Raw genomic sequence first — 24,871 nt, forward strand, 5'->3', positions numbered from 1 at the left:
ACATAATTCTAGATGACAAGAAAGTATTTTTTTGATAGACTGGAAAGTGCTGTGGAAATAAGCTATTTTTTCGTAAAATTGATTGTTTCTACATACAAGATTAAATTCCTAGGACTGTTTTTCCTAGTTGGAGGTAAGCATGACAGATGTACCAATCAAGTACCGCTTGATTAAGAAAGAGAAGCACACGGGAGCTCGTTTGGGAGAGATAATCACACCCCACGGGACTTTCCCAACCCCTATGTTTATGCCCGTAGGAACTCAGGCAACGGTTAAAACCATGTCGCCTGAAGAATTGAAAGAAATGGGCTCAGGCATTATCCTATCAAATACCTATCATCTCTGGCTCCGTCCAGGCGATGAATTGATTGCCCAGGCAGGTGGTTTGCACAAGTTCATGAACTGGGACCAGCCAATTTTGACCGATTCAGGTGGTTTCCAAGTTTATTCCTTGGCGGATAGTCGCAATATCTCAGAAGAAGGAGTGACCTTCAAAAACCACCTCAACGGCAGCAAGATGTTCCTGTCACCTGAGAAGGCTATTTCTATTCAGAACAATCTTGGTTCAGACATCATGATGAGCTTTGATGAGTGTCCACAGTTCTATCAGCCTTATGATTATGTAAAAAAATCCATTGAAAGAACCAGCCGTTGGGCAGAACGTGGCCTCAAGGCACACCGACGTCCGCATGACCAAGGCTTATTTGGAATCGTGCAAGGGGCTGGATTTGAAGACCTCCGTCGTCAGTCTGCTCAAGACCTGGTCAGCATGGATTTTCCAGGTTACTCTATCGGTGGTCTGGCAGTTGGGGAAACCCATGACGAAATGAATGCGGTATTGGACTTCACGACGCCATTGTTACCTGAGAACAAGCCACGCTACCTCATGGGAGTGGGAGCACCAGACAGTTTGATTGATGCAGTCATCCGTGGTGTCGATATGTTTGACTGCGTGTTGCCAACCCGTATCGCTCGTAACGGTACCTGTATGACCAGCCAAGGTCGCTTGGTGGTAAAAAATGCCCAGTTTGCTGAAGACTTTACACCGCTTGATCCAGACTGTGATTGCTACACTTGTAAAAACTATACCCGTGCCTATCTTCGTCACTTGCTCAAGGCAGATGAAACCTTTGGTATCCGCTTGACCAGCTACCACAACCTCTTCTTCCTAATCAACTTGATGAAAAATGTCCGTCAGGCCATTATGGATGATAATTTGTTGGAGTTCCGTCAAGACTTTATGGAAAAATATGGTTATGGCAAGAATGGTAGAAACTTTTAAATAAAAATGACCTCCTACAAAATATTAGGAGGTTCTTTTTTTATACATCAAAATACAAGAGTTCTTTCGGCGTCTTGGTAAAGACTTCAAAGCCGTTTTTAGTCACATAGCCACAGTCTTCAATGCGTACACCGACTTTTCCAGGAATATAGATACCAGGCTCAACAGAGAAGCACATGCCTTCTTCGATAACCAAGTCATTTCCTTCCATAATAGATGGGAACTCGTGGACACTCATGCCCAAACCATGTCCAAGACGGTGGTTGAAGTAGTCACCATAACCAGCCTTTTCAATGACAGAGCGAGCAGCGTAGTCAATCTCACCTGCCGTCACACCAGGCTTGATCATATTGATCGCAGCCATGTGGGCTTCAAGAGTTAGGTTATAAATATCCTTTTTAAATTGGTCAGGTTGACCGACAGCTACTGTCCGTGTCATATCAGAGGTATAGCCCAGGGTTTCGACACCTAGGTCGAACAATAGCAGAGCGTTATTTTCGATTTTATTTGTCGATGGAATACCGTGTGGGTTTGCAGCATTGTTACCTGTCAAGACCATGGTATCAAAACTCATCTTGGAAATGCCCTGTTTTTTCATCTCAAATTCAATCTGAGCAATGATGTCTGTTTCCGTCACATCGAGGGAGATAGTGTCAAAACCAACCTGCATAGCCTTGTCCGCAAACTCACCAGCCACCAACATTTTTTCAATCTCATCACGGGACTTGATCAATTTCATGGTATTGATAAGCGGAGTAATGTCCGTAAAGGCTTGATTGAAAATGGACTGCAAACCGTGGTAACGGGTAAGGTTCAAATTGTCAAACTCAGCACCGATGGCAGAGAATGTTTTCTGCGGTAGCTTGCTCTTGATAACCTTCCAAGGATTTTCAGAATCCATATAGCCAGCCACAGGGAAGTCAACGGTCGCTACTGCACGCTCCACATCCAAGGCTGGAAGGAAGAGGAGGGGGTCGTGGTCGGGCATGACAAAGAGCATCATGTGGCGTTCGTGTGGATCACTGTGGTAGCCAGTCAGGTAGTAAATACTGACTGGATCTGAGAAGATAGCCAGGTCCAATTTGTTGGTTTCAAGGTAGGATGTTACATGATTGAGTTTTGACATGTGGGCACCTTTCTATTTTTGGGAAATTGTGTTGAAATTTTCGTTTATTATATAGACTATTGTTTCAAAAAATGAAAAAAATTGCAAGTATTATCAAAAAAATCCCCTTTTTCTCTTGAAAGTGGTTTCAAAAAGTGATACACTAGAATTGGGTGAAAGCGTAATTTTCATAAAATAGAAAAGAAAAAGAAAGGAAGTAACGTCGATGATGAATACTGATGATACGGTAACGATTTATGACGTGGCCCGTGAAGCAGGCGTATCCATGGCAACAGTGTCGCGTGTTGTGAATGGGAATAAAAATGTCAAGGAAAATACTCGTAAGAAAGTATTGGAAGTGATTGACCGCTTGGACTATCGTCCAAATGCGGTAGCTAGGGGATTAGCAAGTAAGAAAACGACAACAGTGGGGGTTGTCATTCCAAATATTGCTAATGCTTATTTTGCGACCTTGGCTAAAGGGATTGATGATATTGCGGATATGTATAAGTACAATATTGTCCTTGCCAATAGCGATGAAAATGATGAGAAGGAGATTAATGTAGTCAATACCCTCTTCTCTAAACAGGTGGATGGTATCATTTTCATGGGCTATCATTTGACAGACAAGATTCGTGCTGAGTTTTCACGTTCTCGGACACCGATCGTTTTAGCAGGTACAGTGGATTTAGAACACCAATTGCCAAGTGTCAACATTGACTACGCAGCGGCGAGTGCGGATGCTGTCCATCTTCTTGCTAAAAACAACAAGAAAATAGCCTTTGTATCAGGTCCGCTTGTGGACGATATCAATGGCAAGGTCCGCCTTGCAGGCTACAAGCAAGGATTGAAGGACAATGGTATTGACTTCAACGAGGGTCTTGTTTTCGAGTCTAAGTACAAGTATGAAGAAGGCTATGCCCTGGCAGAACGTATTCTAAATGCAGGAGCAACAGCAGCCTATGTTGCTGAAGATGAGATTGCAGCAGGTTTGTTAAATGGTATTAGCGATAAGGGAATTAAGGTACCGGAGGAATTTGAAATTGTGACTAGTGATGATTCTTTGGTTACAAAATTCACCAGTCCAAATCTAACCTCTATCAACCAGCCACTCTATGATATTGGTGCCATTGCTATGCGGATGTTGACCAAAATCATGCACAAGGAAGACTTGGATAACCGCGAAGTTATTCTTAACCACGGTATTAAAATCCGTAAGTCTACCAAGTAATAGCTACAAAGAAAGACCATTATGCTTGATGTTGAGGCCAAGTCCAAGGCATCTAAGCTGATGGTCTTTTTATAAATCCTTGGTTTTGGATAGGAAAAATGGTCAAAAAGGGATATAATATAGAGTATGAAGGTTTTATTGTATCTTGAAGGAAAAACAGTTTTAGAAAAATCGGGTATCGGTCGGGCCCTTCATCATCAGATGGAGGCCTTGGATATGGCTGGTATTCCCTATACGACCGATTTATTGGGGGACTATGATGTGGTTCATATCAATACTTACGGTCCTCGCTCCTGGTTCTTGCTTCATGCAGCCAAGCGTCATGGGAAAAAGGTGATTTTACATGGGCATTCGACCAAGGAAGATTTCCAAAATTCCTTTATTGGATCCAATTTATTGGCTCCCTTGGTTGGGAAATACTTGGCTAGCATGTACCAGAAGGCTGACTTTATTATTACTCCCTCCACCTATTCAAAAAAGCTCATCCAGTCTTATGGAGTGACTACTCCGATTGTTGCAGTATCAAATGGAATTGATTTGGATAAGTATAAGAAAGATCCCCATAAGGAAGCTGTGTTTAGGGAGCATTTTGGCATTGAGGAAGGGCAACCTGTTGTTGTTTGCGCAGGTCTTTACTTCCGCCGTAAAGGAATTGAGGACTTTGTCAAGGTCGCAGAGAAGATGCCCCATGTCCGCTTTATTTGGCTGGGTTCTATCAATAAATGGATGATTCCGTCCTATATTCGCAAGATTGTAGAAGGTGACCATCCAGCTAATGTTGAGTTTCCTGGTTATTTTAAGGGGGCAGTTTTTCAGGGTGCAATGAGCGGAGCGGATGCCTTTTTCTTTCCTTCTCACGAAGAAACGGAAGGGATTGTAGTTTTGGAAGCACTTGCCAGCCGCCAGCATGTCGTACTGCGAGATATTCCTGTCTATGAAGGCTGGATTGATGAAACCAGTGCAGAGTTGGGGCAAACGGTGGATGATTTCGTTGCCTCTATTCAAAAGATTTTAGATAAGCAAGTAGATAAGCGAGAAGCGGGCTATCAAGTCGCCGTTAGTCGATCAATTGATCAAGTTGGTCATCAATTGGTAGAGGCCTATCGTCAAGTATTGGAGATGTAGATGAGGATTGGACTGTTTACGGATACCTATTTTCCACAGGTTTCAGGGGTTGCGACCTCTATTCGTACCTTAAAAACAGAGTTGGAGAAGCTAGGTCATACAGTATTTATTTTTACAACAACAGATGAGGATGTCAATCGCTATGAAGATTGGGATATTATTCGTATTCCCAGTGTTCCATTTTTTGCCTTTAAAGATAGGCGAGTGGCCTATGCAGGCTTTACAGACGCCTTGAAGATTGCTAGCCGGTACAAGCTAGATATTATTCATACCCATACAGAGTTCGCCTTGGGGATTTTGGGTAAGATGGTGGCTAGAGAACTAGGCATTCCAGTTGTCCATACCTACCATACCCAGTATGAAGATTATGTGCATTATATTGCTAAGGGGCGGATTATTCGTCCAGGCATGATTAAGTATTTTGTTCGGGCTTATTTGCGTGATTTAGACGGAGTTATCTGTCCTAGCGAAATTGTGGAAGATTTGTTGACCGGCTACGATATTCCGATTTCCAAACGGGTTATTCCTACTGGTATTGATTTGGCTAAGTTTGAACGACCAGAGATTTCGGAAGAGGATACGGCTGAATTGCGGTCACAACTGGGAATTGAAACCGATGAAACCATGTTGCTCAGTCTGTCACGGATTTCCCATGAAAAAAATATTCAGGCCATTATTAAGGCCATGCCGAAAATTCTTTCGGAAAATCCCAAGGTCAAATTGGTCATTGTTGGTGGTGGGCCCTATGCAGCTGCTTTGGAGGACTTGATTGCTGAACTGGCTTTGGAAGAACATGTTCAGTTAACAGGGATGATTGCGCCAAGCGATACGGCTCTTTACTACAAGGCCGCAGACTTCTTTATCTCCGCCTCGACTAGTGAAACACAGGGCTTGACCTTCTTAGAAAGCCTGGCTTCAGGAACTCCGATTTTAGCCCATGTCAATCCCTATTTGAAGAATGTGGTAACGGATAAGATGTTTGGAACCCTCTTTGTTCGTGAGCAGGAATTGGCTGATGCAGTAGTAGAAGCCATTGTTGCAACACCGCCAATGAATGCGCATGTTTTGAATAAGAAGTTATATGAAATTTCTTCAACAAATTTTGGTCGTCGTGTCTACGAATATTATTTAGATTTGAAAATTTCCTATGATTTCCGTAGGGAACACACCAATCAGGATACAGTAGCAGAAGCAATTTTGAAGGAAACCATTTACTTACCCCAAAAAATTGTTGTCAAGTCAACGGATACGACTGTGAAGATTTTGAAAAAATCTGTTGAGCAGGTCAAATCCATTCGGAATTTCTTTGACTGATTGGATGCTTGGGATAGTTTATTCTAAAGAGATTACCTGGGTAGTTCCATCCTTCATTTGCTAGTCAAAAAGAGGTTTCTTATGAATAAAAAGATGAAAATAGGCTTGGTTCATACTTTGATTATTTTATTCTTTTATGTTGGTATCTATGGTCTTGCTTCTTTTTGGGATACTTATCTTGCTAAGGCCTTGATTGTTAACAATATTCTTTTTTATACTCCACTAGGCTTATTCATCTTAGGCCTGATTGATGGTCGTGGTCATGGTTTTTCCATAAGGGTTCCTGTCCTAGCCTTTCTCCTCTTTCCTCTTACTGTTTTTAGTTTTGGAGAGTGGATATGGCTCTATCAGGTCATCTATAGTCTATGTGCGGTGGTAGGATGGTTGTTAGGCGCTCTGCTATGTCACATAAAAAATAAAAGTCTTTGAAAAAATGGAAAAAGGTGGTATAATAGCACTTAGAGATTTATCAATTCTAGGAAATCTTTGAGAGAGTGTGCGGTCGGTGCAAGCACATAGAGGATAGGATTGACACTACTCGGTAGGATTTTATGCAAACATAAAAGGGTGGTTCCCTTATCGCCAATCTGAGGTAGTCAGGCTTTTCGGTGTGACTGCGAATGAAGGTGGAACCACGTTACGACGTCCTTTTGCGAGGGCGTCGTATTTTCTGTTGGAGGAGGACTGATGCTACCTGATGACTTATTAAGACGGTGTCAAGATGTGCGTCGTGCTTACAGAGAGTTGGAAGTCAAGCACCATGAGAAAGAGTGGTCTATTGAGGAGTGAAACAGTCTGGGGATAGACTGTTTCAGCTCAACAACTTAAAATAAAGACTTGTTGACCAACTCTTTTCTATTTGTTGAGTTCTTTCTCGCTCCCAACATGAACCGCCTGATTATGACCAAGCAGGGTCGTTACTATGATGAAACGCCCTATAGCTTGGAGCATAAACTGGCTGAAAATATCTGGTGGTTGATTGAATTGGCCGACCGCCTGGATATTGACATTCAAAAAGAAATGGAAACCTTTTTAACTCAGAAAGAAGAGTTATTGGGGATTAAAAAATAAATAAAAAATAGAAAGGACTAGGGTCTCCGTATTTGGTTGAACTGAATACGGGCTACGGACTGGGCCAAAAAGATAAACGAGAACTAGACGCTTGCGTCGTCGTTCTGTTTCCTATTTTGTCTGTGTCCGCTTAACGCCCTTTATATCTTATATTATGATTAAAATCACTTTCCCAGACGGTGCTGTTCGTGAGTACCAGGCTGGTGTAACTACTTTTGAAATTGCTGAGAGCATCAGCAAGTCTTTGGCGAAAAAGGCGCTTGCTGGTAAGTTCAATGGTAAATTGATTGATACTACTCGTGCCATTGAAGAGGATGGGACGCTTGAAATCGTAACGCCTGACCATGAAGATGCCTTGCCAATCTTGCGTCACTCAGCAGCTCACTTGTTTGCCCAAGCGGCTTGTCGCCTTTTCCCAGACATCAAGTTGGGCGTTGGTCCAGCCATTCAGGACGGTTTCTACTATGATACGGACAATGCTGCTGGTCAGATTTCAAATGAAGACCTGCCACGTATTCAGGAAGAAATGGCTAAAATTGTCAAGGAAAACTTCCCTTCTGAACGTCGTGAAGTAACCAAGGAAGAAGCTCTTGAGATTTTCAAAAATGATCCATATAAGCTGGAACTCATTCAAGAACATTCTGATGATGAAGGCGGTTTGACCATCTATACTCAGGGTGAATACGTTGACCTCTGCCGTGGCCCACACGTTCCGTCAACAGGTCGTATCCAGATTTTTGAATTGCTCAATGTGGCAGGTGCTTACTGGCGTGGTAAGAGCGAAAATCCAATGATGCAACGGGTTTATGGTACAGCTTGGTTTGACAAGAAAGACCTCAAGGCTTACCTTCAAATGCGTGAGGAAGCAAAAGAACGTGACCACCGTAAACTTGGTAAGGAATTGGATCTCTTCATGATCAGCCAAGAAGTTGGTCAAGGTTTGCCATTCTGGTTGCCAAATGGTGCAACTATTCGTCGTACCTTGGAGCGTTACATCACAGACAAGGAATTGGCTTCTGGTTACCAGCACGTTTACACACCACCATTGGCTTCTGTTGAACTCTATAAGACTTCGGGTCACTGGGAACATTATTCAGAAGATATGTTTCCAACTATGGACATGGGTGACGGTGAAGAGTTTGTTCTTCGTCCGATGAACTGTCCACACCACATTCAAGTTTACAAAAACCATGTGCGTTCATACCGTGAATTGCCAGTGCGTATCGCTGAGCTTGGTATGATGCACCGCTATGAAAAATCAGGTGCATTGACTGGTTTGCAACGTGTGCGTGAGATGACCCTCAACGACGGTCATATCTTTGTGACACCTGAGCAAATCCAAGAAGAGTTCAAAAAAGCTCTCCAGTTGATTATCGATGTGTACGCAGATTTCAACCTAAACGACTACCGTTTCCGCCTGTCTTATCGTGACCCAGAGGACAAAGAGAAGTACTATGACAACGATGAGATGTGGGAAAATGCCCAGCGTATGTTGAAAGGTGCCATGGATGAAATGGGCGTGGACTACTTCGAAGCTGAGGGTGAAGCTGCCTTCTACGGTCCGAAATTGGATATCCAGGTGAAAACTGCCCTTGGTAACGAAGAAACCCTGTCAACCATTCAGTTGGACTTCCTCTTGCCAGAACGTTTTGGTTTGACCTACATTGGTGCTGACGGTGAAGAACACCGCCCAGTTATGATTCACCGTGGTGTCATCTCAACTATGGAACGCTTCACTGCCATCTTGATTGAAACCTACAAGGGTGCCTTCCCAACTTGGTTGGCTCCAACCCAAGTGACTATGGTTCCAATCTCTGTGGAAGCTCACTTGGATTACGCTTGGAAGGTTGCAAAAGAATTGCAAGACCGTGGCGTTCGCGTACACGTAGATGAGCGGAACGAGAAGATGCAATACAAGATTCGTCAGAGCCAGACCAGCAAGATTCCATACCAGCTCATCGTCGGGGACAAGGAAATGGAAGACAATGCAGTAAACGTCCGTCGTTACGGAAGCAAGGCAACACAAACTCAGTCTGTATCAGAATTTGTGGACCATATCCTAGCAGATATTGCCCGCAAATCACGTCCAGTTGAAGCTGAATAAATAAAGTAAGAAGTCCGAAAGGGCTTCTTTTTTGGTATAATAGTCAAGGAAAGAGGTGCTTAAATGAAAAGGATAATGAAGTTTATTATAGGTCTTATATTAGGAATTATTGGTTTCTTTGGCATTTTGTTGCTTTGTCTATTGCTACTCTTTAGTCCCAAAGTGGCTACTCGAGAGGAATTGATATCGTATCAGACGATGCTTGAACAGGGTATGGAGTCATATGGTTTCACTGGTAAGGTGGAGTTGACAAAATTTCGTCCTATAACCATTGGTAACCCATGGGATGTTCTAGAGTATGATTATACTGAGGTTATAGATGGTCAGTCAATTACACTTCAATCCTCTGATACTTTGGTCAATAACCGAATTGAAGGACAGGAGGCATTAAATGGATTACTAAATATGACAGTCTATTTTAATGATAGTCCAAGCGGAATGTTGTATCAATTTGATGGTATCGTTGACCAAGCTATGTGGCATCAGCCGAGAGGTAAATATTTACTGAATCAGGCACAGCAGATATTTAAATTGATGGAAGAAAAAGATTTCACTTTGTTTGAAGTAGATGGTAGGCTTGAAACTCAGGATGAAAAACTGATAAAGTTTTATAAAAAGGTAGAGGAAAATCGCTATAATGGTCGGGCTTTTGCAGGTTTTTATGATATAAATTTGGACTGGCTCATGGAGGAAGAAATGGCGGTAATTGAAGTTGAATTTTTTAATAAGAAGGACCTTGGTTTAGAAAATGACTTACTGGAGGAAGAGAAATTACTAGCTGATTTAAAACAGAAAGTCGAAACATTTGACTATTCTAATGTGGAAGACGGAACCTACAGAATTGGTTTTCGTAGACCTGGAGTGCAGTCGACAAGTTTTTTCGTAACAATCAAGGTAAAAGATCATCATTATTCATTCTTAAAATAGTTGTTACAAACACAAAAAATCCCAACCAACTGGCTGGGAGAAATGTTTATTCAATACTGCTGGCCCAAGACTTGGCCACATAACGTGACAGGCTTGAGATGGCGAAGTTGATGACAAAGTATATGAGAGCAACCATGAGATAGAGGGCAAAAACTTGTTCCGCCTCAAAATGGCGTCCCATTAGGATTTGGCTGGCACCGAAAAGCTCTTGCAAGGCGATAACGGAGTAGAGGAAACTGGTATCCTTGATAACCGTTACGATCTGTGAGATGATAGCTGGTAGCATCTTACGGATAGCCTGTGGCATGATGATATAGACCATGATTTGTACTGGGGTAAAACCCTGTGACAAACCAGCTTCAGTCTGGCCCGGTCCGATGGCGTTTAGACCGCCACGGATAATCTCGGCCATGGCTGCCGTGGTAAAAATAGTAAAGGCTGTAATACCAGCTGGCGTTGACTTCATTTGGAAGACCAAGAAAACGGTGAAAATCCAGAGCAAGTTGGGTACATTTCGCACAAATTCAATATAGATAGTCGCAATCCACTTGAAGAGTGGATTTTTCCCATTTCGCATAATGGCTAAAATCATGCCAAAAAGGACAGACAAGACCACCGAAATACTAGAGATATAAAGGGTTAACTTCAATCCGCTCCACAAGAGTTGGAAGGTTGAAGGCTTGAGTAATTCTAAAACATAATTCATTGTTCAACCTCCTTAGTGTGAAAAGGTAGCCTTGTTTTTCTCTTCGATACGGCGGCCCCAGCTTGCAACAGGGAAACACATACAGAAGTAGAGGAAGGCAGCGCCAGCAAAGGCTGGAATATAGTTAGCATTCATAGCAGACCAAGACTTAGTCATGAACATGATGTCGGCACCTGAGATGATAGCAACTGTAGCCGTGTTTTTAATCAAGTTTACTACTTGGTTGGTCAAAGGTGGCAAGATTGTGGGAATAGCCTGTGGCAAGATAATGATCCGCATGGTTTCAGACTGGGTAAAGCCTTGTGAAAGTGCAGCTTCAGTCTGACCAGTTGGCACCGCCTCAATCCCTGCACGGATGACCTCTGCGATATAGGCACCGTGGTAAAGTCCCACACAGATAACAGCTGTCCAGTAGATGGATGGCATGAGGATGTAGTTAGAAATCAAGGGCAAGCCATAATAAACAATCATGAACTGAACCAAGAGCGGAGTGTTTTGGAAGTATTCCACATAGACACGAGCTAGCACCTTTAAAAGCTTGTTCTTGCTAGAAGATAGGTTGCCAAAAAGTATGCCTAGTAACATGGCTGTGATAAAAGCCCCAATAGCAATGGCTAGGGTGAAGAGGAAGCCTTGGAAGAAGAGAGGGAAGTCATTGAAATAACTAACCCAGTTTTCCCAAGCATAGGGACTTGTAGTCAAGATAGTCATAAAGTTTTCCCTTTCTATTCGTCGGTTTCTGTTACAGGCTTCAAGCCATTGGCATCATAGATAGCCTGTAAACTGCCATCATTATGCCAAGTTTCAATAAGAGAATTTAGGTAGGCATTCAAATCTTTGTTTGACAGTTTAGTGGCGATACCATAGTCAGATGCAGAGAAGCTGAAGTCCAGTAATTTAGACTTAGAACCAATGTAGCCTGATAGGATGGATTGGTCTACGGAGAAGCTATCAATACGGTGGGCACGAAGCGATACAGAAAGCTCTGGATAGGAACCTAATTCCGCAAATGAGACGGAGATACCATATTTATCAGCTAAGTCAGTAATCAATTTACGCGTGATAGAACCTTGAGCAACCCCGACAGTCTTTCCGTCTAAGTCGGTGAAGGTTTCAATACCGCTATCTTTGTTGACTAATAAACCTACAGCATCTGTGTAGTAAGGGCTTGTAAAGTTGTAAAGCAACTTCCGCTCATCGGTAATAGTGAAGGTTGCGATGACCATATCTACTTGTCCATTATCCAAGAGTGGTCCACGAGTTTGGGCTGTTACAGGGGTGAATTCAATATCCACTCCCAACTCATCAGCAATTTTACGAGCGATGTCGATTTCCATACCTTCAAATTCATAAGTATCCGGATTTTTAAAGCCAAAGTTAGGGACGTCCTGTTTCACTCCGACACGGAGCACGCCTCTATCAATGATGGCTTGAACCTGATCGCTATTGGTAATAGGTGTAGGTGTTTCTGTTTGGACAACGGTTTGATTGATATGGATAAAGAACAGCGTTAAGATGCTGATGATAGCAAGCCTGACGGCTAAAAATAGATTGACCTTTTTATCTGTCATACGCAACCTCCTAGAGTTTAACTTTATCTGACTCGTGGTTGATAATCTTGCTGAGGAACTGTTTAGCACGAGGTTCAGTAGGATTGTCAAAGAAGCCATTGACATCGGTTGTATCAACCAATACTTCCCCCTCAGCCATGAAGATGATTCGGTCAGCAACTTCACGAGCAAAGCCCATTTCGTGGGTTACGACAATCATATTCATTCCATCACGAGCCAATTTTTGCATAACTGCAAGAACATCGCCGATTGTTTCTGGGTCAAGGGCAGAAGTTGGTTCGTCAAATAGGAGCAATTCTGGGTGCATAGCTAGACCACGGGCGATGGCAACACGTTGCTTTTGACCACCCGATAGCATAGCAGGGTAGGAATCTTTACGGTCCCAGAGGTTTACGAATTCAAGGTATTTCTTGGCGGTCTTCTCAGCAGTAGCCTTATCAATGCCTAAAACCTTAATTGGTGCCAAGGTAACGTTTTCTAACACAGTTTTATGTGGATAGAGATTGAAGTGTTGGAAAACCATGCCGACTTCCTTGCGAAGAGCTACCAATTCTTTGACAGATGAGCCGGATACGGTATGTCCATTGACAACAAGGCTACCTTGATCGACAGTTTCTAGTCCATTGATGGTACGAATAAGAGTTGATTTACCAGAACCGGATGGTCCAAGGAGAACAACAACCTGTCCAGGTTCGAATTCCAAGTTGATATTGCGAAGAGCATGGTAGTCACCATAGTATTTGTTTACATCTTTAAATTCTACTAAAGCCATAGTAATCTCCTTTTTTATGTAAGATAATAGCATGATATCACTCCCTATATTAAAAGTCAAGTAAATTCAGACAATTTAATATAGGACATGTTAGAAGATATAACATAACTATGTTAGTTAACTCTGGTTATGAATTTTTTAAGTAAGTTTGATATAATAGAAGAAATAAAGATAATTAAGGTAAAGAAATTATGAGAAAAATTTTGATTGTAGATGATGAGAAACCCATCTCAGACATTATTAAGTTTAATATGACCCGTGAGGGCTATGAAGTCGTGACGGCTTTTGATGGTCGGGAAGCCTTGGCAGTTTTTGAAGCTGAATTTCCAGATATTGTGATTTTGGATTTGATGCTGCCAGAGTTGGATGGTTTAGAAGTTGCTCGGACCATCCGTAAGACCAGCAATGTTCCCATTATTATGCTGTCTGCCAAGGATAGTGAGTTTGACAAGGTGATTGGACTTGAGATTGGGGCAGATGATTATGTGACCAAGCCTTTCTCTAATCGTGAATTGCAGGCGCGTGTCAAGGCTCTCTTGCGTAGAAGCGAATTGTCAGAAACACAGATGTCCGTTGAGAATACTGGTAGTCCTGAATTGGTTATCGGAGATTTGGTCATTCTTCCAGATGCCTTTGTTGCGAAGAAACATGGCAAAGAATTGGAATTGACCCACCGTGAGTTTGAATTGCTCCACCATTTAGCCAAGCATTTGGGACAGGTGATGACACGGGAGCATTTGCTGGAAACGGTTTGGGGCTATGATTATTTTGGAGATGTGCGTACGGTGGATGTGACCATTCGCCGTTTGCGTGAAAAGATTGAAGATACACCGAGCCGACCGGAGTATATTTTGACCCGTCGTGGTGTAGGATACTTTATCAAGGGAAATGATTAATCAATTACGTTATTTAATTACAACAGCAGAGTTTTGGTTTGTTGTTATTCTCATTGGTTTTTTGATTGCATTGACGGTCTTGTTGATTGAAAACCATAGGGATAATAAGCAAATCAAACAGCTCAATCAGCGTGTAAAAGCCTTGATGGATGGCGATTATACGGAGGTCTTGGATATGAGAGGCAGTCCGGAAATTACGGACATGGCCAACTCGCTCAATGATCTGTCGGAAGTCATCCGTCTAACTCATGATAGCTTAGAACAAGAGAAAACCCGTCTGAGTTCCATTCTTTCTTATATGAGTGATGGGGTCATTGCGACGGATCGAGTTGGTCGGATTATCATGATCAATGATATGGCACAAAAGCAATTGGGGCTAGCCGGTAAGAAACAGGAGCCCTTGCAGATATTAGATGTTTTGGATATTAAGGATCGGTATAGTCTGCGTGATTTGTTGGCACAAACACCTGAGATTGTCTTGGACCATACCAATGAGAACCAAGAATTTCTGACCCTTCGGGCCAATTTTGCGACTATTCGGAGTGAGAGTGGCTTGATTTCCGGTCTTGTTGTTGTCTTGCATGATATGACCGAGCAGGCTAAGGAGGAACGGGAACGCCGTCTATTTGTATCTAATGTCAGTCACGAACTCCGTACTCCGCTAACGTCTGTCAAGTCCTATCTAGAAGCCCTGGATGAGGGAGCCTTGACAGAATCGGTCGCTCCAAGTTTTGTCAAGGTATCTCTGGATGAAACCAACCGTATGATGAGGATGATTACGGACTTGCTCAGTCTATCAAGGATTGATAACCAGGTTGGTCAAATAGATGTCGAACTAATCAACTTTACAGCCTTTGTGACCTTTATCCTTAACCGTTTTGACCAGATGAAAAATGCTGAGTCAGATAAGGTTTATACCATTGTGCGTGACTATCAAATCAGCCCTATTTGGGTGGAGATTGATACGGATAAGATGACCCAGGTGTTAGATAATATCTTAAACAATGCCATTAAGTATTCGCCTGATGGGGGGACCATTACCTTTAGTATGAAAACGACGGATAGTCAGTTGATTGTATCCATTTCTGATGAAGGGTTAGGCATTCCAAAGGCTGACCTACCTAAGATCTTTGACCGATTTTATCGTGTGGATAAGGCTCGTTCGCGTGCCCAGGGTGGTACCGGTCTAGGTTTGGCCATTGCCAAGGAAATCGTCAAGCAACACAAGGGCTTCATTTGGGCCAAGAGTGAATATGGACATGGCTCAACCTTTACCATCGTCTTGCCATACAGTAAGGATATTACAATGGATGAGTGGGATGATTCAGATGGAGAAGAATAGGGGAATATGATCGGAAAAGGATTTAATTACAGTATTTTGGCATCGGGATCCAGTGGGAATTGCTTTTATTTGGAAACGGATAAGAAGAAGATCTTGGTAGATGCTGGCTTATCAGGAAAAAAGATTACCAGCCTTTTGGCAGAAATTGACCGCAAGCCAGAAGACATTGATGCCATTCTAGTGACGCATGAACATAGTGATCACATCCATGGTATTGGTGTTTTAGCTCGTAAATATGGTATGGATATTTATGCCAATGAATTGACCTGGCAGGCTATGGAGAGCAAATTGGGCAAGATTGATGTCGCTCAAAAACATATCTTCGAATTGGGTTCTATGAAGACTTTTGGCGACCTAGATATTGAGTCCTTTGGAGTTAGCCATGATGCGGCCTGTCCTCAATTTTACCGTTTTATGAAGGATGACAAATCCTTTGTTATGTTGACGGATACTGGATATGTCAGCGATCGAATGGCTGGGATTGTGGCCAATGCAGATGCCTATTTGATTGAGTCTAATCATGATGTTGAAATCTTGCGTGTGGGTTCTTATTCTTGGAACCTCAAGCAACGGATTTTGTCTGATAAGGGGCACCTTTGTAACGAGGATGGTGCTGATGCCATGATTCGCTCACTAGGAAATCGGACTAAAAAGATTTACCTTGGGCATTTATCAAAGGAAAACAATATCAAGGAATTGGCTCACATGACCATGGTTAATCAGTTGGCGCAGGCTGATTTAGGAGTTGGAGTGGATTTCCAAGTCTATGATACCTCGCCAGATACAGCGACGCCATTGACCAAGATTTGACAAATTCATTGAACTTGTTTAGAATAAATATATAAAATACGTGAGGTGAAGTTACATGAATAATTAAGCTGCTTATTAGTCGTTCTTAAAAATTGTAGTGAGGTTATATTAACCGAGAATACAAGGGATAAAACTGCTCATAAGGGCTTAGTATTCGTGTGACTTTTTCCATAGGGAAAGGTCATGTTTTGCATGGCTTTTTTCTTGTGTCATTTTTTGAAGAATAGAAGCCCTTTTTGTGAAGAAAAGAGGTCTATATGGAAATGATAAAATGTATTCAATTAGAGAAGGAATTTGCGGGACGAAGTTTGTTTACAATCAAGCAGTTGAGCCTGCAAGCTGGTCAGAAGGTTGGTCTGGTTGGACATAACGGTGTTGGCAAGTCCACGTTTTTGAAAATCTTACTAGGACTGGATAGGGATTTTGCTGGTCAGATTGAGGTAAAAACAGACTGGGCCTATGTACCCCAGTTACAGGAGAGGAGCTCGCTTTCAGGTGGGGAACAGGTTTGGAAGTCTATTCAAGAGGCTTTTGCCCAAAGACCGCAGTTGTTAATCATGGATGAACCGACTGCCAATCTGGATCAAGAACACCAGGAAAAGCTAATCAAACAAATCAAACGCTATCGTGGCAGTCTACTGGTTGTCAGTCATGATCGGCATTTTCTCAATCAAATAGCCAGTCACATTTGGCATTTGGAAGAAGGAACTATTCAGGTTTATCCTGGGAATTACGAGGCGTTTGTAGAAAGTCGCCGAGCTAGGCGAGAAGAACAGCAACAGGCCTATGAAGCCTATCAGAAAAAAGTCGCTCAACTAAAAAAAGCCCAGCAAGAGCGTCAGGCAAAGGCACATAAGATGGAGAAGAGAAAGAAAGGTGTTTCATCGTCCGAGTGGAAGGTTAAAGCCATGATGGGTTCCTATGACAGTCAAGCCAAGTCTATGGCCAAGACTGCCAAGCATTTGGAAAAACGGATGGAGCGTTTGGAAAAGGTTGAACAACCTAGAAAGGAAACGTGGGTAAAGATGGAAGCGAAAGGTGCCTTGGATACTGGTCTTCACAGTCTCTTTCGCTTGCAGGATGGACAGCTGTGGATTGGGGAAAAGTATTTATTTGATTTTCCTCAGCTTGGTATGACTTTTGGGGATAAACTAGCTTTGGTTGGGTCAAATGGTTCTGGCAAAACAAGCTTTGTTCGGAAACTGATTTCAAAAGAATTAGAAGGTTACTACAATCCAAAATTAAAAATTGCTTATTTCTCCCAGGATTTGACAAGTCTCAATGAAGAAGAAACAGCCTTTGTGAATGCTAGCTCGACATCGCTTCAAGATAAGGTAACGGTTCTCAATTTATTGGGCATGTTGGGACTCTCTTACGATAAGGCTCAGCAGAAGGTGGCAAATCTGTCTGGTGGTGAACGTGTTCGGCTTTCCTTGGCCAAGGTCTTGTTATCGGATGCAAATCTTTTGATAGTAGATGAGCCAACAAACTATTTGGACCTTACAGCCATCGAAGCTCTGGAGAAATTTTTGCAGGAATACCAGGGAAGTGTCCTCCTGATTTCCCATGATCAGCGGTTTGTTGAGAGTGTTGTGCACAGAAAATGGCTGGTTGAGAATTGTCAGCTTGTTCAACGTTTATAGAGAAAATATTATTTGAATCGACAGTTGGGTCTCAAAAATATTTTTCGCCTGTGGTATAATAAGAAGGATATTTCTAGAATGAGGTCGGTGAATTGAAAAAAAGACAGGAACATTTGGTGGAGAATAATGGGAATTTTATTTCCATCCGCTTGAATATTTTATTTTCTATCGTTATTTTCTTATTTTTGGTCTTGATTTTGCGTTTGGCAGACATGCAGATTGTCAATCATGATTTTTATAGCAATAAGTTATCAACTGCTAGCCAAAAGATTATCAGCAATGGATCGGTTCGTGGGCAGATTTATGATGCGCAAGGTAAGCCGCTTGTGGAAAATCAGATTCAACAGGTCGTTTCCTTTACCCGTTCCAATAAGATGTCAGCCCAGGAAATGAAGGAAGTAGCAAATAAGCTCTTGCAATGGGTCAAGGTGTCTGATGTTTCGGTAACGGAACGGGACAAGGCAGATTATTATTTGGCAGATACAGAGGTCTATAAGCAGGTTGTAGAGAAGCTGCCAAAAGATAAACTCTATGATTCGGATGGCAATTATCTGGAAGAAGCAACTATCTATGCCAATGCTGTTGAAAGTTTGTCTGAAGATGTGTTGAATTATTCGGAACAGGAAAATCAGGCCATAGAACTATTTAAGCAAATGAATGGTGCTGCTTACTTCGCAACAGTAAACCTGGTAACAGACTCCTTGTCCGCAGAGCAGGTGGCTCATATTGTTGCCAACGAATCTCAACTGCCTGGTATTTCTACGACCAATAACTGGCAGCGGAATATCCTACCGACCTCCTTGAGTTCGGTTATTGGAACGGTAACAAGTGAACAGGCAGGTTTGCCAGCCGAAGATGCAGAGTATTATTTGTCTAAAGGCTATTCGCCAAATGACCGAGTGGGAACTGCCTACCTCGAAAAGCAGTATGAAGAAGTCCTACAAGGACAACGTGAGAAAAAGGAAATCAATCTGGACCGAAATGGTAATGTGGAGAGTATTAAGACCATCCAAGAGGGTCAGCAAGGAAACAATATTAAACTAACCATTGATTTGGCCTTTCAAGATGGTGTCAATGCCATTTTGAAAAAATATTTTGAAAGCGAACTGTCTACAGGAAGTGCTCTTTATTCAGAAGGTGTTTATGCCGTAGCGCTGGAGCCAAGTACAGGTGCAGTCTTGGCCATGTCTGGCTACAGCCATGAAAAAGGGACGACTACGATTACTGAAGATGCTCTTGGCACCATCACAAGTGTTTTCACACCAGGTTCTATTGTCAAGGGTGCAACTATTTCATCTGGTTGGGAGAATGGCATTATCTCAGGAAATCAGGTATTATTAGATGAACCGATTTATTTTGCAGGTTCAGCACCAATTACATCTTGGTGGGCCTATGGTAGTTTTAATATTGATGCGACAGAGGCTCTGGAATATTCTTCTAACGTCTACATGGTTAAGATTGCTTTGGGACTACTTGGTCAGACCTACTCAGCTAACATGTATTTGAATGATGGCGATACATTGACAAATGCCATGACTAAGCTTCGTTCGACTTTTGCAGAGTATGGTTTAGGTGCGTCAACAGGAATTGACTTACCACTTGAATCAACAGGTTTCTTACCAGAAGAATATTCCACCGCAAACTTTATTATGAATGCATTTGGACAGTTTGATAACTATACACCGATGCAGATGGCTCAATATGTAGCGACAGTAGCAAATAATGGAAAAAGGATTTCTCCTCATCTTGTAGAAGGTATCTATGGAAATAATCCCCAAGGTGGATTGGGAGATTTGATTGAAACAGTTTCTGGTAAAGAGATGAATCAAGTCAATATTTCAGCTGATGAAATGGCTCTCCTTCGTCAAGGATTTTATCAACTTGTAAATGGTGGAGGACGATTTAATACAGGTAGTGCTATCGGTCGTGGTGCGGCCGTGACCATCAGTGCCAAGACTGGTACTGCCGAAACTTATACTACAACTCCTTCAGGTGAAGTAGTAACTGCAGTAAATACCAACGTTGTTGCCTATGCACCTAGTGATAATCCACAAATCGCAGTTGCAGTCGTACTTCCAAACTTGACTAACGAAAATTCTACAACAAAAGCAATTACAACAGAAATCATTAATTTATACAATTCACTTTACCCAATGAACTAAGGAGAATTATGCTATATCCTACACCCATTGCCAAGTTGATTGACAGTTACTCCAAATTACCAGGAATCGGTATTAAGACAGCTACGCGGCTGGCCTTCTATACCATTGGTATGGAAGATGATGTGGTCAATGAATTTGCAAAAAATCTCTTGGCTGCCAAGAGGGATTTGACCTATTGTTCGGTTTGTGGCAATCTGACAGACCAGGACCCTTGCGGTATTTGTCAAGATAGCAGTCGTGACCAGTCGACTATTTTAATTGTAGAAGACAGTCGAGATGTGACAGCCTTGGAAAATATCCAAGAATACCACGGTCTTTACCATGTCTTGCATGGCTTGATTTCCCCGATGAATGGTATTGGACCAGACGATATTAACTTAAAGACCTTGCTAACTCGTCTGATGGAAAACGAAGTGACAGAAGTCATTGTTGCGACAAATGCAACAGCAGATGGTGAAGCGACATCCATGTACATCTCACGTGTCCTAAAGCCAGCGGGAATCAAGGTTACTCGCTTGGCACGAGGATTGGCAGTCGGAAGTGACATTGAATACGCAGATGAAGTCACCCTCCTTCGTGCCATTGAGAACAGGACAGAATTGTAGTTTTTATCCATTAGAGAAGGCTTCAAACTCAAAATTATGCTATACTAAGTGTAGATTATCTAATTAGAAGAGGAATGTATATGTCAAAAGAAACCTTGATTTTACTCTATGGTGGTCGTTCAGCAGAACGTGAAGTATCTGTATTGTCTGCTGAAAGTGTGATGCGCGCCATCAATTATGATAAATTTTTTGTAAAAACTTACTTTATCACTCAAACTGGTGATTTCATCAAGACGCAGGAATTTTCTCAAACACCATCTGCTGATGAAAAACTGATGACCAATGCGACTATTGTTGTAGACCAACAAGTGCGTCCAAGTGATATTTACGAAGAAAATGCCGTTGTTTTCCCTGTCCTTCACGGACCAATGGGAGAAGATGGCTCTATCCAAGGCTTCTTGGAAGTCCTTCGTATGCCCTATGTTGGCACCAATATCTTGTCTTCCAGCGTTGCTATGGACAAAATCACTACTAAGCGTGTTCTTGAATCAGCAGGAATCTCCCAAGTACCTTATGTGGCAGTTATCGAGGGTGAAAATATCGATGATAAGATTGCAGAGATTGAAGGAAAATTGACCTATCCAGTCTTTGTTAAACCAGCCAACATGGGCTCCAGCGTTGGTATCTCCAAGGCAGAAGACTTGGCAGGCTTGCAGGCGGCGCTTGATGTGGCCTTCAAGTATGACAGCCGTGTTCTTGTTGAGCAAGGGGTTAACGCGCGTGAGATTGAGGTTGGTCTTTTGGGAAATGCTGACGTGAAAACGACACTTCCTGGCGAAGTAGTCAAAGACGTTGCTTTTTATGACTACGATGCCAAATACATCGACAACAAGATTACTATGGAAATCCCAGCTAAGATTGATGAGTCTATCATGGATACCATGCGGGACAATGCTGCCAAGGCCTTTCGTGCTATCGGTGGTTGTGGTCTATCTCGCTGTGATTTCTTCTTAACAGAAGAGGGCGATATCTTCCTCAACGAGCTTAACACTATGCCAGGCTTTACCCAGTGGTCTATGTACCCACTTCTTTGGGACAACATGGGACTGGCTTACCCAGACCTGATTGAAGAGTTAGTCAGCTTGGCTAAGGAAATGTTTGAAAAACGCGAAAGCCATTTGATTTAAGTCGTTTGAAAAAGGTTGGAGAAAATCCAATCTTTTTCTTGCAAAGGGGGTCAAATAGGAATAGAATGAGGGCAAGTATCAGGAGGTGTCTATGTATCAAACGACAGTAAGTGGAGAAAGTCTATTTCAAGCTATCTCTCAAGGCTATGGTGAACCAGTTCGTACCTTTGGGGTGACGGAGAAGGGAGAAACACCTGTTAGTCTAGTGAATATCGGTTTGGCAGCCTGTGTGACCATGTGTGTGCAGGGTTACTATGCCAGCCAAGAAGGCAATAACACCATGCCAGTTCAAGTGGCTTGTCAGTTGGAGGATAGAAGATTTGAACTACGCATTGCCGTGGCCGAGCAGGTTTCAGCTGAGAAGCAGGCGGCAATCTTGGCCTATGTGGACCAAAAGTGCAGGGTCAAAGCCCTCTTGCGTGATGATATCAGCTACCATATCGTGTTTGACCTGTTAGATGAGGCTGAACTTTTATCCACACGAGCTAAAAAGTGATATAATAGAGAGAGCGAAAGCTCTTTTTTAGTTTATCGTCATTTAGTTTATCTTTTATTACGTCGTTAACTCACCTTGCCTAACTTCAGTTATGCCTGCGGCTCGTTGCCTAGTACTAAAAGTAAACTAAAAGACTATATTGGAGAAAATAATGAAATTAACCCTACACGAAGTCGCTCAGGTCTTGGGCGCAAAAAATAATATTAGTCTTTATCCCGATAGGGCCCTTAACAAGGTGGAGTTCGACAGTCGCCTGATTACAGAAGGGGACCTTTTTGTTCCCCTCAAGGGAGCGCGTGACGGTCATGACTTTATCCCTGTAGCTTTTGAAAATGGCTGCGCGGTAACCCTGTCTGAAGTCAGCCTTGATCTTCCCCACATTCTAGTGGACGACTGCCTGGCTGCCCTACAAAAATTAGCGACCTACTATCTAGAAAAAACGGGAGTAGAAGTCATTGCGGTAACTGGTTCAAATGGTAAAACGACTACCAAGGATATGATCCACGATATCCTAGCAACCACCTACAAGACCTACAAAACTCAGGGGAACTATAATAACGAAATCGGACTTCCTTACACAGTTCTCCATATGCCAGATGATACGGAAAAACTGGTTTTGGAAATGGGACAAGACCACTTGGGAGATATTCATCTCTTGTCTGAAATTGCCAAACCAAGCCTGTCAGTTATTACTCTTTTTGGGGAAGCGCATTTGGAATTTTTCGGTTCACGAGAAGAGATTGCCAAAGGCAAATTGCAGATTGCAGACGGAATGGAGCCAGGTAGTAAACTCTTGATCCCAGCAGATCCGATTGCGGATAGCTTCTTACCTAGTCATGTAGAGCTCGTTCGCTTCGGTGAGCAGGCTGATTTGCAGGTGACCAGTCTGGTCGAGAGCAAGGACAGTCTGATCTTCACTGTCAACTTCATGGACGGCGACATTTTCCTGCCTGTAACAGGCAAGTACAATGCCACCAACGCCATGGTAGCAAGTTATGTGGGCAAGACCTTGGGTGTGCCTGATGAAGCCATTAAATCAGCCCTAGCCAGTCTTAACTTGACCCGTAATCGTACCGAGTGGAAAAAGGCAGCCAACGGAGCAGATATTCTCAGTGATGTCTACAACGCTAACCCAACGGCTATGCGATTGATTTTGGAAACTTTTTCTAGTATTCCCGCAAACGACGGCGGCAAGAAAATCGCGGTTTTGGCAGATATGAAAGAACTGGGCAGCCAGTCGGTTGATCTTCATAATCAAATAATTCTGTCCCTGTCGCCTGATGTGCTAGACACCGTCATTTTTTACGGTCAGGACATTGAAGGTCTGGCTCAGCTGGCTAGTCAGATGTTTCCGATTGGAAAAGTCTATTTCTTTAGGAAAAATGCAGAGCAGGACCAATTTGAAGACCTGGTTAAACAGGTTCAGTCAGTATTAGGAACCAATGATCAGATCTTGCTTAAGGGCTCTAACTCAATGCAGTTGGCTAAAGTGGTGGAAGAATTAGCAAAATAGTGAATATGATTGAATTTCTCCTACTTTTATAGGGGGAAGTTCCGCCATATTTTATTTTTCGTCAAGAACCTAAGGTATTTTCTAATAACATAGAAAGATGGCCAGACATGGAAATTAGAATTTACAGGTTATTATCATTATTATCCTACTAGTTGACATCCTAATTTTTTAATCCAGCTTGTAAACATTTATACAATTTGATATACTATCTTTAATTTGAATGGTTAGAAAGGATTTAGGGGGAGAAAGTATGAATGATTTTTTTACTAATCAAGTTTCGCATGGCCCGCATCTAGGGTTATTTACTCACCTTGGCTTGTTGCTACTGCTTTTTATCTTGCTTTACTTGACCACGCAATATTATACTAAAACTTGGTTTAACCGTTTGTTTTGGACAATTTTACTTTTTCAAGTGGTTAGTCTATATACTTGGTATGTTTGGGCTGATTTTCCCCTATCTGAAAGTTTACCCTTTTATCATTGTCGACTAGCCATATTATTTTTACTTTTTGCTAGGAAGGGAAAATTGAAACTCTATTTTTCCTATCTTGGTTTTATCGGTTCCCTGGTGGCTTTTATTTACCCGGTCTTCGATCCCTTTCCTTTTCCACATCTGACCTTCTTTACCTTTGTGGTTGGTCATTATGCTTTAGCAGTGTTGAGTTTGTCTTATATTTTGACAGAGGGACATCAATTCAGTCTTTCAAGACGGGAGCGTTTGTCACTGACAGTCATGCTTCATCTGGTCATGCTGGTGGTTAACTGGCTAACAGAGGGAAATTATGGTTTTCTAACTCGGTTGCCAATGGTTAATAGTCAGGCAATCTGGTTTAACTTTTTCCTATTAACACTTGTTTTATCTTTTTTGATTGGTTCGATTCAGGCAGGCTTTCAGGTCTACTGGAAAAAAAGGGTTTACCTACTCCAAGATTGATTGTTCAAGCGTTTGAAAAATCCATGCGAATCCGTTATAATAAGAGAGTTGCAGTAGTCACTCTCTTTTTCTTTTGTCTCATTTTATGATAGGAAAAAGTTGAAGTCAGCTCTGCTATGGACCAAAGAAAAAGGA

22 protein-coding genes and 1 pseudogene are annotated in these 24,871 nt (G+C 42.3%); 18 read left to right on the forward strand and 5 right to left on the reverse strand.

Annotation, left to right across the window (positions count from 1 at the left end):
• Window positions 1–139: 139 nt before the first annotated feature.
• Window positions 140–1,282 (forward strand): tRNA guanosine(34) transglycosylase Tgt, encoded by a 1,143-nt coding sequence (tgt, locus tag C1G49_RS10190; protein WP_105125578.1) that lies wholly within the window; start codon window positions 140–142, stop codon window positions 1,280–1,282.
• A gap of 40 nt (window positions 1,283–1,322) precedes the next feature.
• Here the strand turns inward: tgt and C1G49_RS10195 are convergent, their stop codons facing one another.
• Window positions 1,323–2,408 carry a M24 family metallopeptidase gene (locus C1G49_RS10195; RefSeq protein WP_105125579.1) on the reverse strand — a complete coding sequence of 362 codons (1,086 nt, stop codon included), beginning with the start codon at window positions 2,406–2,408 and terminating at the stop codon, window positions 1,323–1,325.
• 208 nt (window positions 2,409–2,616) lie between these two features.
• On the opposite strand from C1G49_RS10195, the gene ccpA reads away from it, so the two are divergent.
• From ccpA to C1G49_RS10230, 7 genes and pseudogenes are all read left to right on the forward strand, one after another.
• Window positions 2,617–3,618, forward strand: a complete 1,002-nt coding sequence (ccpA, locus tag C1G49_RS10200) for a catabolite control protein A (protein ID WP_161942118.1) — start codon at window positions 2,617–2,619, stop codon at window positions 3,616–3,618.
• A gap of 126 nt (window positions 3,619–3,744) precedes the next feature.
• Entirely contained in the window at window positions 3,745–4,743 is a 999-nt protein-coding gene (locus C1G49_RS10205) for a glycosyltransferase family 4 protein (RefSeq protein WP_105118766.1), read from the forward strand.
• Complete coding sequence (locus C1G49_RS10210; RefSeq protein WP_105125581.1) at window positions 4,744–6,057, forward strand: glycosyltransferase family 4 protein; 1,314 nt, start codon at window positions 4,744–4,746, stop codon at window positions 6,055–6,057. It begins immediately after the preceding gene.
• An 81-nt stretch (window positions 6,058–6,138) separates the two neighbouring features.
• Complete coding sequence (locus C1G49_RS10215) at window positions 6,139–6,486, forward strand: hypothetical protein (RefSeq protein ID WP_105125582.1); 348 nt, start codon at window positions 6,139–6,141, stop codon at window positions 6,484–6,486.
• A 258-nt stretch (window positions 6,487–6,744) separates the two neighbouring features.
• Window positions 6,745–7,128: pseudogene (locus C1G49_RS11340) on the forward strand (MazG-like protein).
• A gap of 154 nt (window positions 7,129–7,282) precedes the next feature.
• Window positions 7,283–9,232 (forward strand): threonine--tRNA ligase, encoded by a 1,950-nt coding sequence (thrS, locus tag C1G49_RS10225; protein WP_105125605.1) that lies wholly within the window; start codon window positions 7,283–7,285, stop codon window positions 9,230–9,232.
• Between the two features lie 63 nt (window positions 9,233–9,295).
• Window positions 9,296–10,159, forward strand: coding sequence for a hypothetical protein (locus C1G49_RS10230; RefSeq protein ID WP_105125584.1), 864 nt, complete (start codon window positions 9,296–9,298; stop codon window positions 10,157–10,159).
• 46 nt (window positions 10,160–10,205) lie between these two features.
• On the opposite strand, the gene C1G49_RS10235 is transcribed toward C1G49_RS10230, so the two are convergent.
• The 4 genes from C1G49_RS10235 to C1G49_RS10250 are packed head-to-tail and all read right to left on the reverse strand — an operon-like array spanning window position 10,206 to window position 13,208.
• On the reverse strand, window positions 10,206–10,865 hold the full coding sequence (locus C1G49_RS10235; protein ID WP_105125585.1) for an amino acid ABC transporter permease: 660 nt from the start codon (window positions 10,863–10,865) through the stop codon (window positions 10,206–10,208).
• A gap of 12 nt (window positions 10,866–10,877) precedes the next feature.
• Window positions 10,878–11,576, reverse strand: a complete 699-nt coding sequence (locus C1G49_RS10240; RefSeq protein ID WP_105125586.1) for an amino acid ABC transporter permease — start codon at window positions 11,574–11,576, stop codon at window positions 10,878–10,880.
• A 14-nt stretch (window positions 11,577–11,590) separates the two neighbouring features.
• Window positions 11,591–12,436, reverse strand: a complete 846-nt coding sequence (locus C1G49_RS10245; protein WP_105125587.1) for a transporter substrate-binding domain-containing protein — start codon at window positions 12,434–12,436, stop codon at window positions 11,591–11,593.
• 10 nt (window positions 12,437–12,446) lie between these two features.
• Complete coding sequence (locus C1G49_RS10250; protein WP_105114648.1) at window positions 12,447–13,208, reverse strand: amino acid ABC transporter ATP-binding protein; 762 nt, start codon at window positions 13,206–13,208, stop codon at window positions 12,447–12,449.
• 191 nt (window positions 13,209–13,399) lie between these two features.
• On the opposite strand from C1G49_RS10250, the gene yycF reads away from it, so the two are divergent.
• The 10 genes from yycF (at window position 13,400) to C1G49_RS10300 (ending at window position 24,736) form a co-directional block, all read left to right on the forward strand.
• Window positions 13,400–14,104, forward strand: coding sequence for a response regulator YycF (gene yycF / locus C1G49_RS10255; RefSeq protein WP_105114647.1), 705 nt, complete (start codon window positions 13,400–13,402; stop codon window positions 14,102–14,104).
• Complete coding sequence (vicK, locus tag C1G49_RS10260) at window positions 14,097–15,446, forward strand: cell wall metabolism sensor histidine kinase VicK (protein WP_105125588.1); 1,350 nt, start codon at window positions 14,097–14,099, stop codon at window positions 15,444–15,446. Before yycF ends, vicK begins: the two co-directional genes overlap by 8 nt.
• Window positions 15,447–15,452: 6 nt before the next feature.
• Window positions 15,453–16,256, forward strand: a complete 804-nt coding sequence (locus C1G49_RS10265) for an MBL fold metallo-hydrolase (RefSeq protein ID WP_105125589.1) — start codon at window positions 15,453–15,455, stop codon at window positions 16,254–16,256.
• Window positions 16,257–16,513: 257 nt separating this feature from the next.
• Entirely contained in the window at window positions 16,514–17,899 is a 1,386-nt protein-coding gene (gene vga(F), locus C1G49_RS10270) for an ABC-F type ribosomal protection protein Vga(F) (RefSeq protein WP_161942115.1), read from the forward strand.
• 116 nt (window positions 17,900–18,015) lie between these two features.
• Entirely contained in the window at window positions 18,016–20,061 is a 2,046-nt protein-coding gene (gene pbp2b / locus C1G49_RS10275; RefSeq protein WP_419579756.1) for a penicillin-binding protein PBP2B, read from the forward strand.
• Window positions 20,062–20,069: 8 nt separating this feature from the next.
• Window positions 20,070–20,666: a recombination mediator RecR gene (gene recR / locus C1G49_RS10280; RefSeq protein ID WP_024404490.1), complete on the forward strand. Its 597-nt coding sequence runs from the start codon at window positions 20,070–20,072 to the stop codon at window positions 20,664–20,666.
• Window positions 20,667–20,746: 80 nt separating this feature from the next.
• Window positions 20,747–21,793, forward strand: coding sequence for a D-alanine--D-alanine ligase (locus C1G49_RS10285; protein WP_105114643.1), 1,047 nt, complete (start codon window positions 20,747–20,749; stop codon window positions 21,791–21,793).
• Window positions 21,794–21,884: 91 nt separating this feature from the next.
• Window positions 21,885–22,289 carry an OsmC family protein gene (locus tag C1G49_RS10290; RefSeq protein ID WP_105125590.1) on the forward strand — a complete coding sequence of 135 codons (405 nt, stop codon included), beginning with the start codon at window positions 21,885–21,887 and terminating at the stop codon, window positions 22,287–22,289.
• 151 nt (window positions 22,290–22,440) lie between these two features.
• Window positions 22,441–23,802 carry a UDP-N-acetylmuramoyl-tripeptide--D-alanyl-D-alanine ligase gene (locus C1G49_RS10295; RefSeq protein ID WP_105125591.1) on the forward strand — a complete coding sequence of 454 codons (1,362 nt, stop codon included), beginning with the start codon at window positions 22,441–22,443 and terminating at the stop codon, window positions 23,800–23,802.
• Between the two features lie 250 nt (window positions 23,803–24,052).
• Window positions 24,053–24,736, forward strand: coding sequence for a TIGR02206 family membrane protein (locus C1G49_RS10300; protein WP_161942116.1), 684 nt, complete (start codon window positions 24,053–24,055; stop codon window positions 24,734–24,736).
• Window positions 24,737–24,871: the final 135 nt, after the last annotated feature.

The organism is Streptococcus suis, from assembly GCF_002960625.1.
Lineage (GTDB): Bacteria > Bacillota > Bacilli > Lactobacillales > Streptococcaceae > Streptococcus > Streptococcus suis_T.

What these genes read in the sequence shown, in the direction of transcription:
- tgt (WP_105125578.1), top strand. Translation starts at nt 140, where the DNA reads ATGACAGATGTACCAATCAAGTACCGCTTGATTAAGAAAGAGAAGCAC.
- C1G49_RS10195 (WP_105125579.1), bottom strand. Translation starts at nt 2,408, where the DNA reads ATGTCAAAACTCAATCATGTAACATCCTACCTTGAAACCAACAAATTG.
- ccpA (WP_161942118.1), top strand. Translation starts at nt 2,617, where the DNA reads ATGAATACTGATGATACGGTAACGATTTATGACGTGGCCCGTGAAGCA.
- C1G49_RS10205 (WP_105118766.1), top strand. Translation starts at nt 3,745, where the DNA reads ATGAAGGTTTTATTGTATCTTGAAGGAAAAACAGTTTTAGAAAAATCG.
- C1G49_RS10210 (WP_105125581.1), top strand. Translation starts at nt 4,744, where the DNA reads ATGAGGATTGGACTGTTTACGGATACCTATTTTCCACAGGTTTCAGGG.
- C1G49_RS10215 (WP_105125582.1), top strand. Translation starts at nt 6,139, where the DNA reads ATGAATAAAAAGATGAAAATAGGCTTGGTTCATACTTTGATTATTTTA.
- thrS (WP_105125605.1), top strand. Translation starts at nt 7,283, where the DNA reads ATGATTAAAATCACTTTCCCAGACGGTGCTGTTCGTGAGTACCAGGCT.
- C1G49_RS10230 (WP_105125584.1), top strand. Translation starts at nt 9,296, where the DNA reads ATGAAAAGGATAATGAAGTTTATTATAGGTCTTATATTAGGAATTATT.
- C1G49_RS10235 (WP_105125585.1), bottom strand. Translation starts at nt 10,865, where the DNA reads ATGAATTATGTTTTAGAATTACTCAAGCCTTCAACCTTCCAACTCTTG.
- C1G49_RS10240 (WP_105125586.1), bottom strand. Translation starts at nt 11,576, where the DNA reads ATGACTATCTTGACTACAAGTCCCTATGCTTGGGAAAACTGGGTTAGT.
- C1G49_RS10245 (WP_105125587.1), bottom strand. Translation starts at nt 12,436, where the DNA reads ATGACAGATAAAAAGGTCAATCTATTTTTAGCCGTCAGGCTTGCTATC.
- C1G49_RS10250 (WP_105114648.1), bottom strand. Translation starts at nt 13,208, where the DNA reads ATGGCTTTAGTAGAATTTAAAGATGTAAACAAATACTATGGTGACTAC.
- yycF (WP_105114647.1), top strand. Translation starts at nt 13,400, where the DNA reads ATGAGAAAAATTTTGATTGTAGATGATGAGAAACCCATCTCAGACATT.
- vicK (WP_105125588.1), top strand. Translation starts at nt 14,097, where the DNA reads ATGATTAATCAATTACGTTATTTAATTACAACAGCAGAGTTTTGGTTT.
- C1G49_RS10265 (WP_105125589.1), top strand. Translation starts at nt 15,453, where the DNA reads ATGATCGGAAAAGGATTTAATTACAGTATTTTGGCATCGGGATCCAGT.
- recR (WP_024404490.1), top strand. Translation starts at nt 20,070, where the DNA reads ATGCTATATCCTACACCCATTGCCAAGTTGATTGACAGTTACTCCAAA.
- C1G49_RS10285 (WP_105114643.1), top strand. Translation starts at nt 20,747, where the DNA reads ATGTCAAAAGAAACCTTGATTTTACTCTATGGTGGTCGTTCAGCAGAA.
- C1G49_RS10290 (WP_105125590.1), top strand. Translation starts at nt 21,885, where the DNA reads ATGTATCAAACGACAGTAAGTGGAGAAAGTCTATTTCAAGCTATCTCT.
- C1G49_RS10295 (WP_105125591.1), top strand. Translation starts at nt 22,441, where the DNA reads ATGAAATTAACCCTACACGAAGTCGCTCAGGTCTTGGGCGCAAAAAAT.
- C1G49_RS10300 (WP_161942116.1), top strand. Translation starts at nt 24,053, where the DNA reads ATGAATGATTTTTTTACTAATCAAGTTTCGCATGGCCCGCATCTAGGG.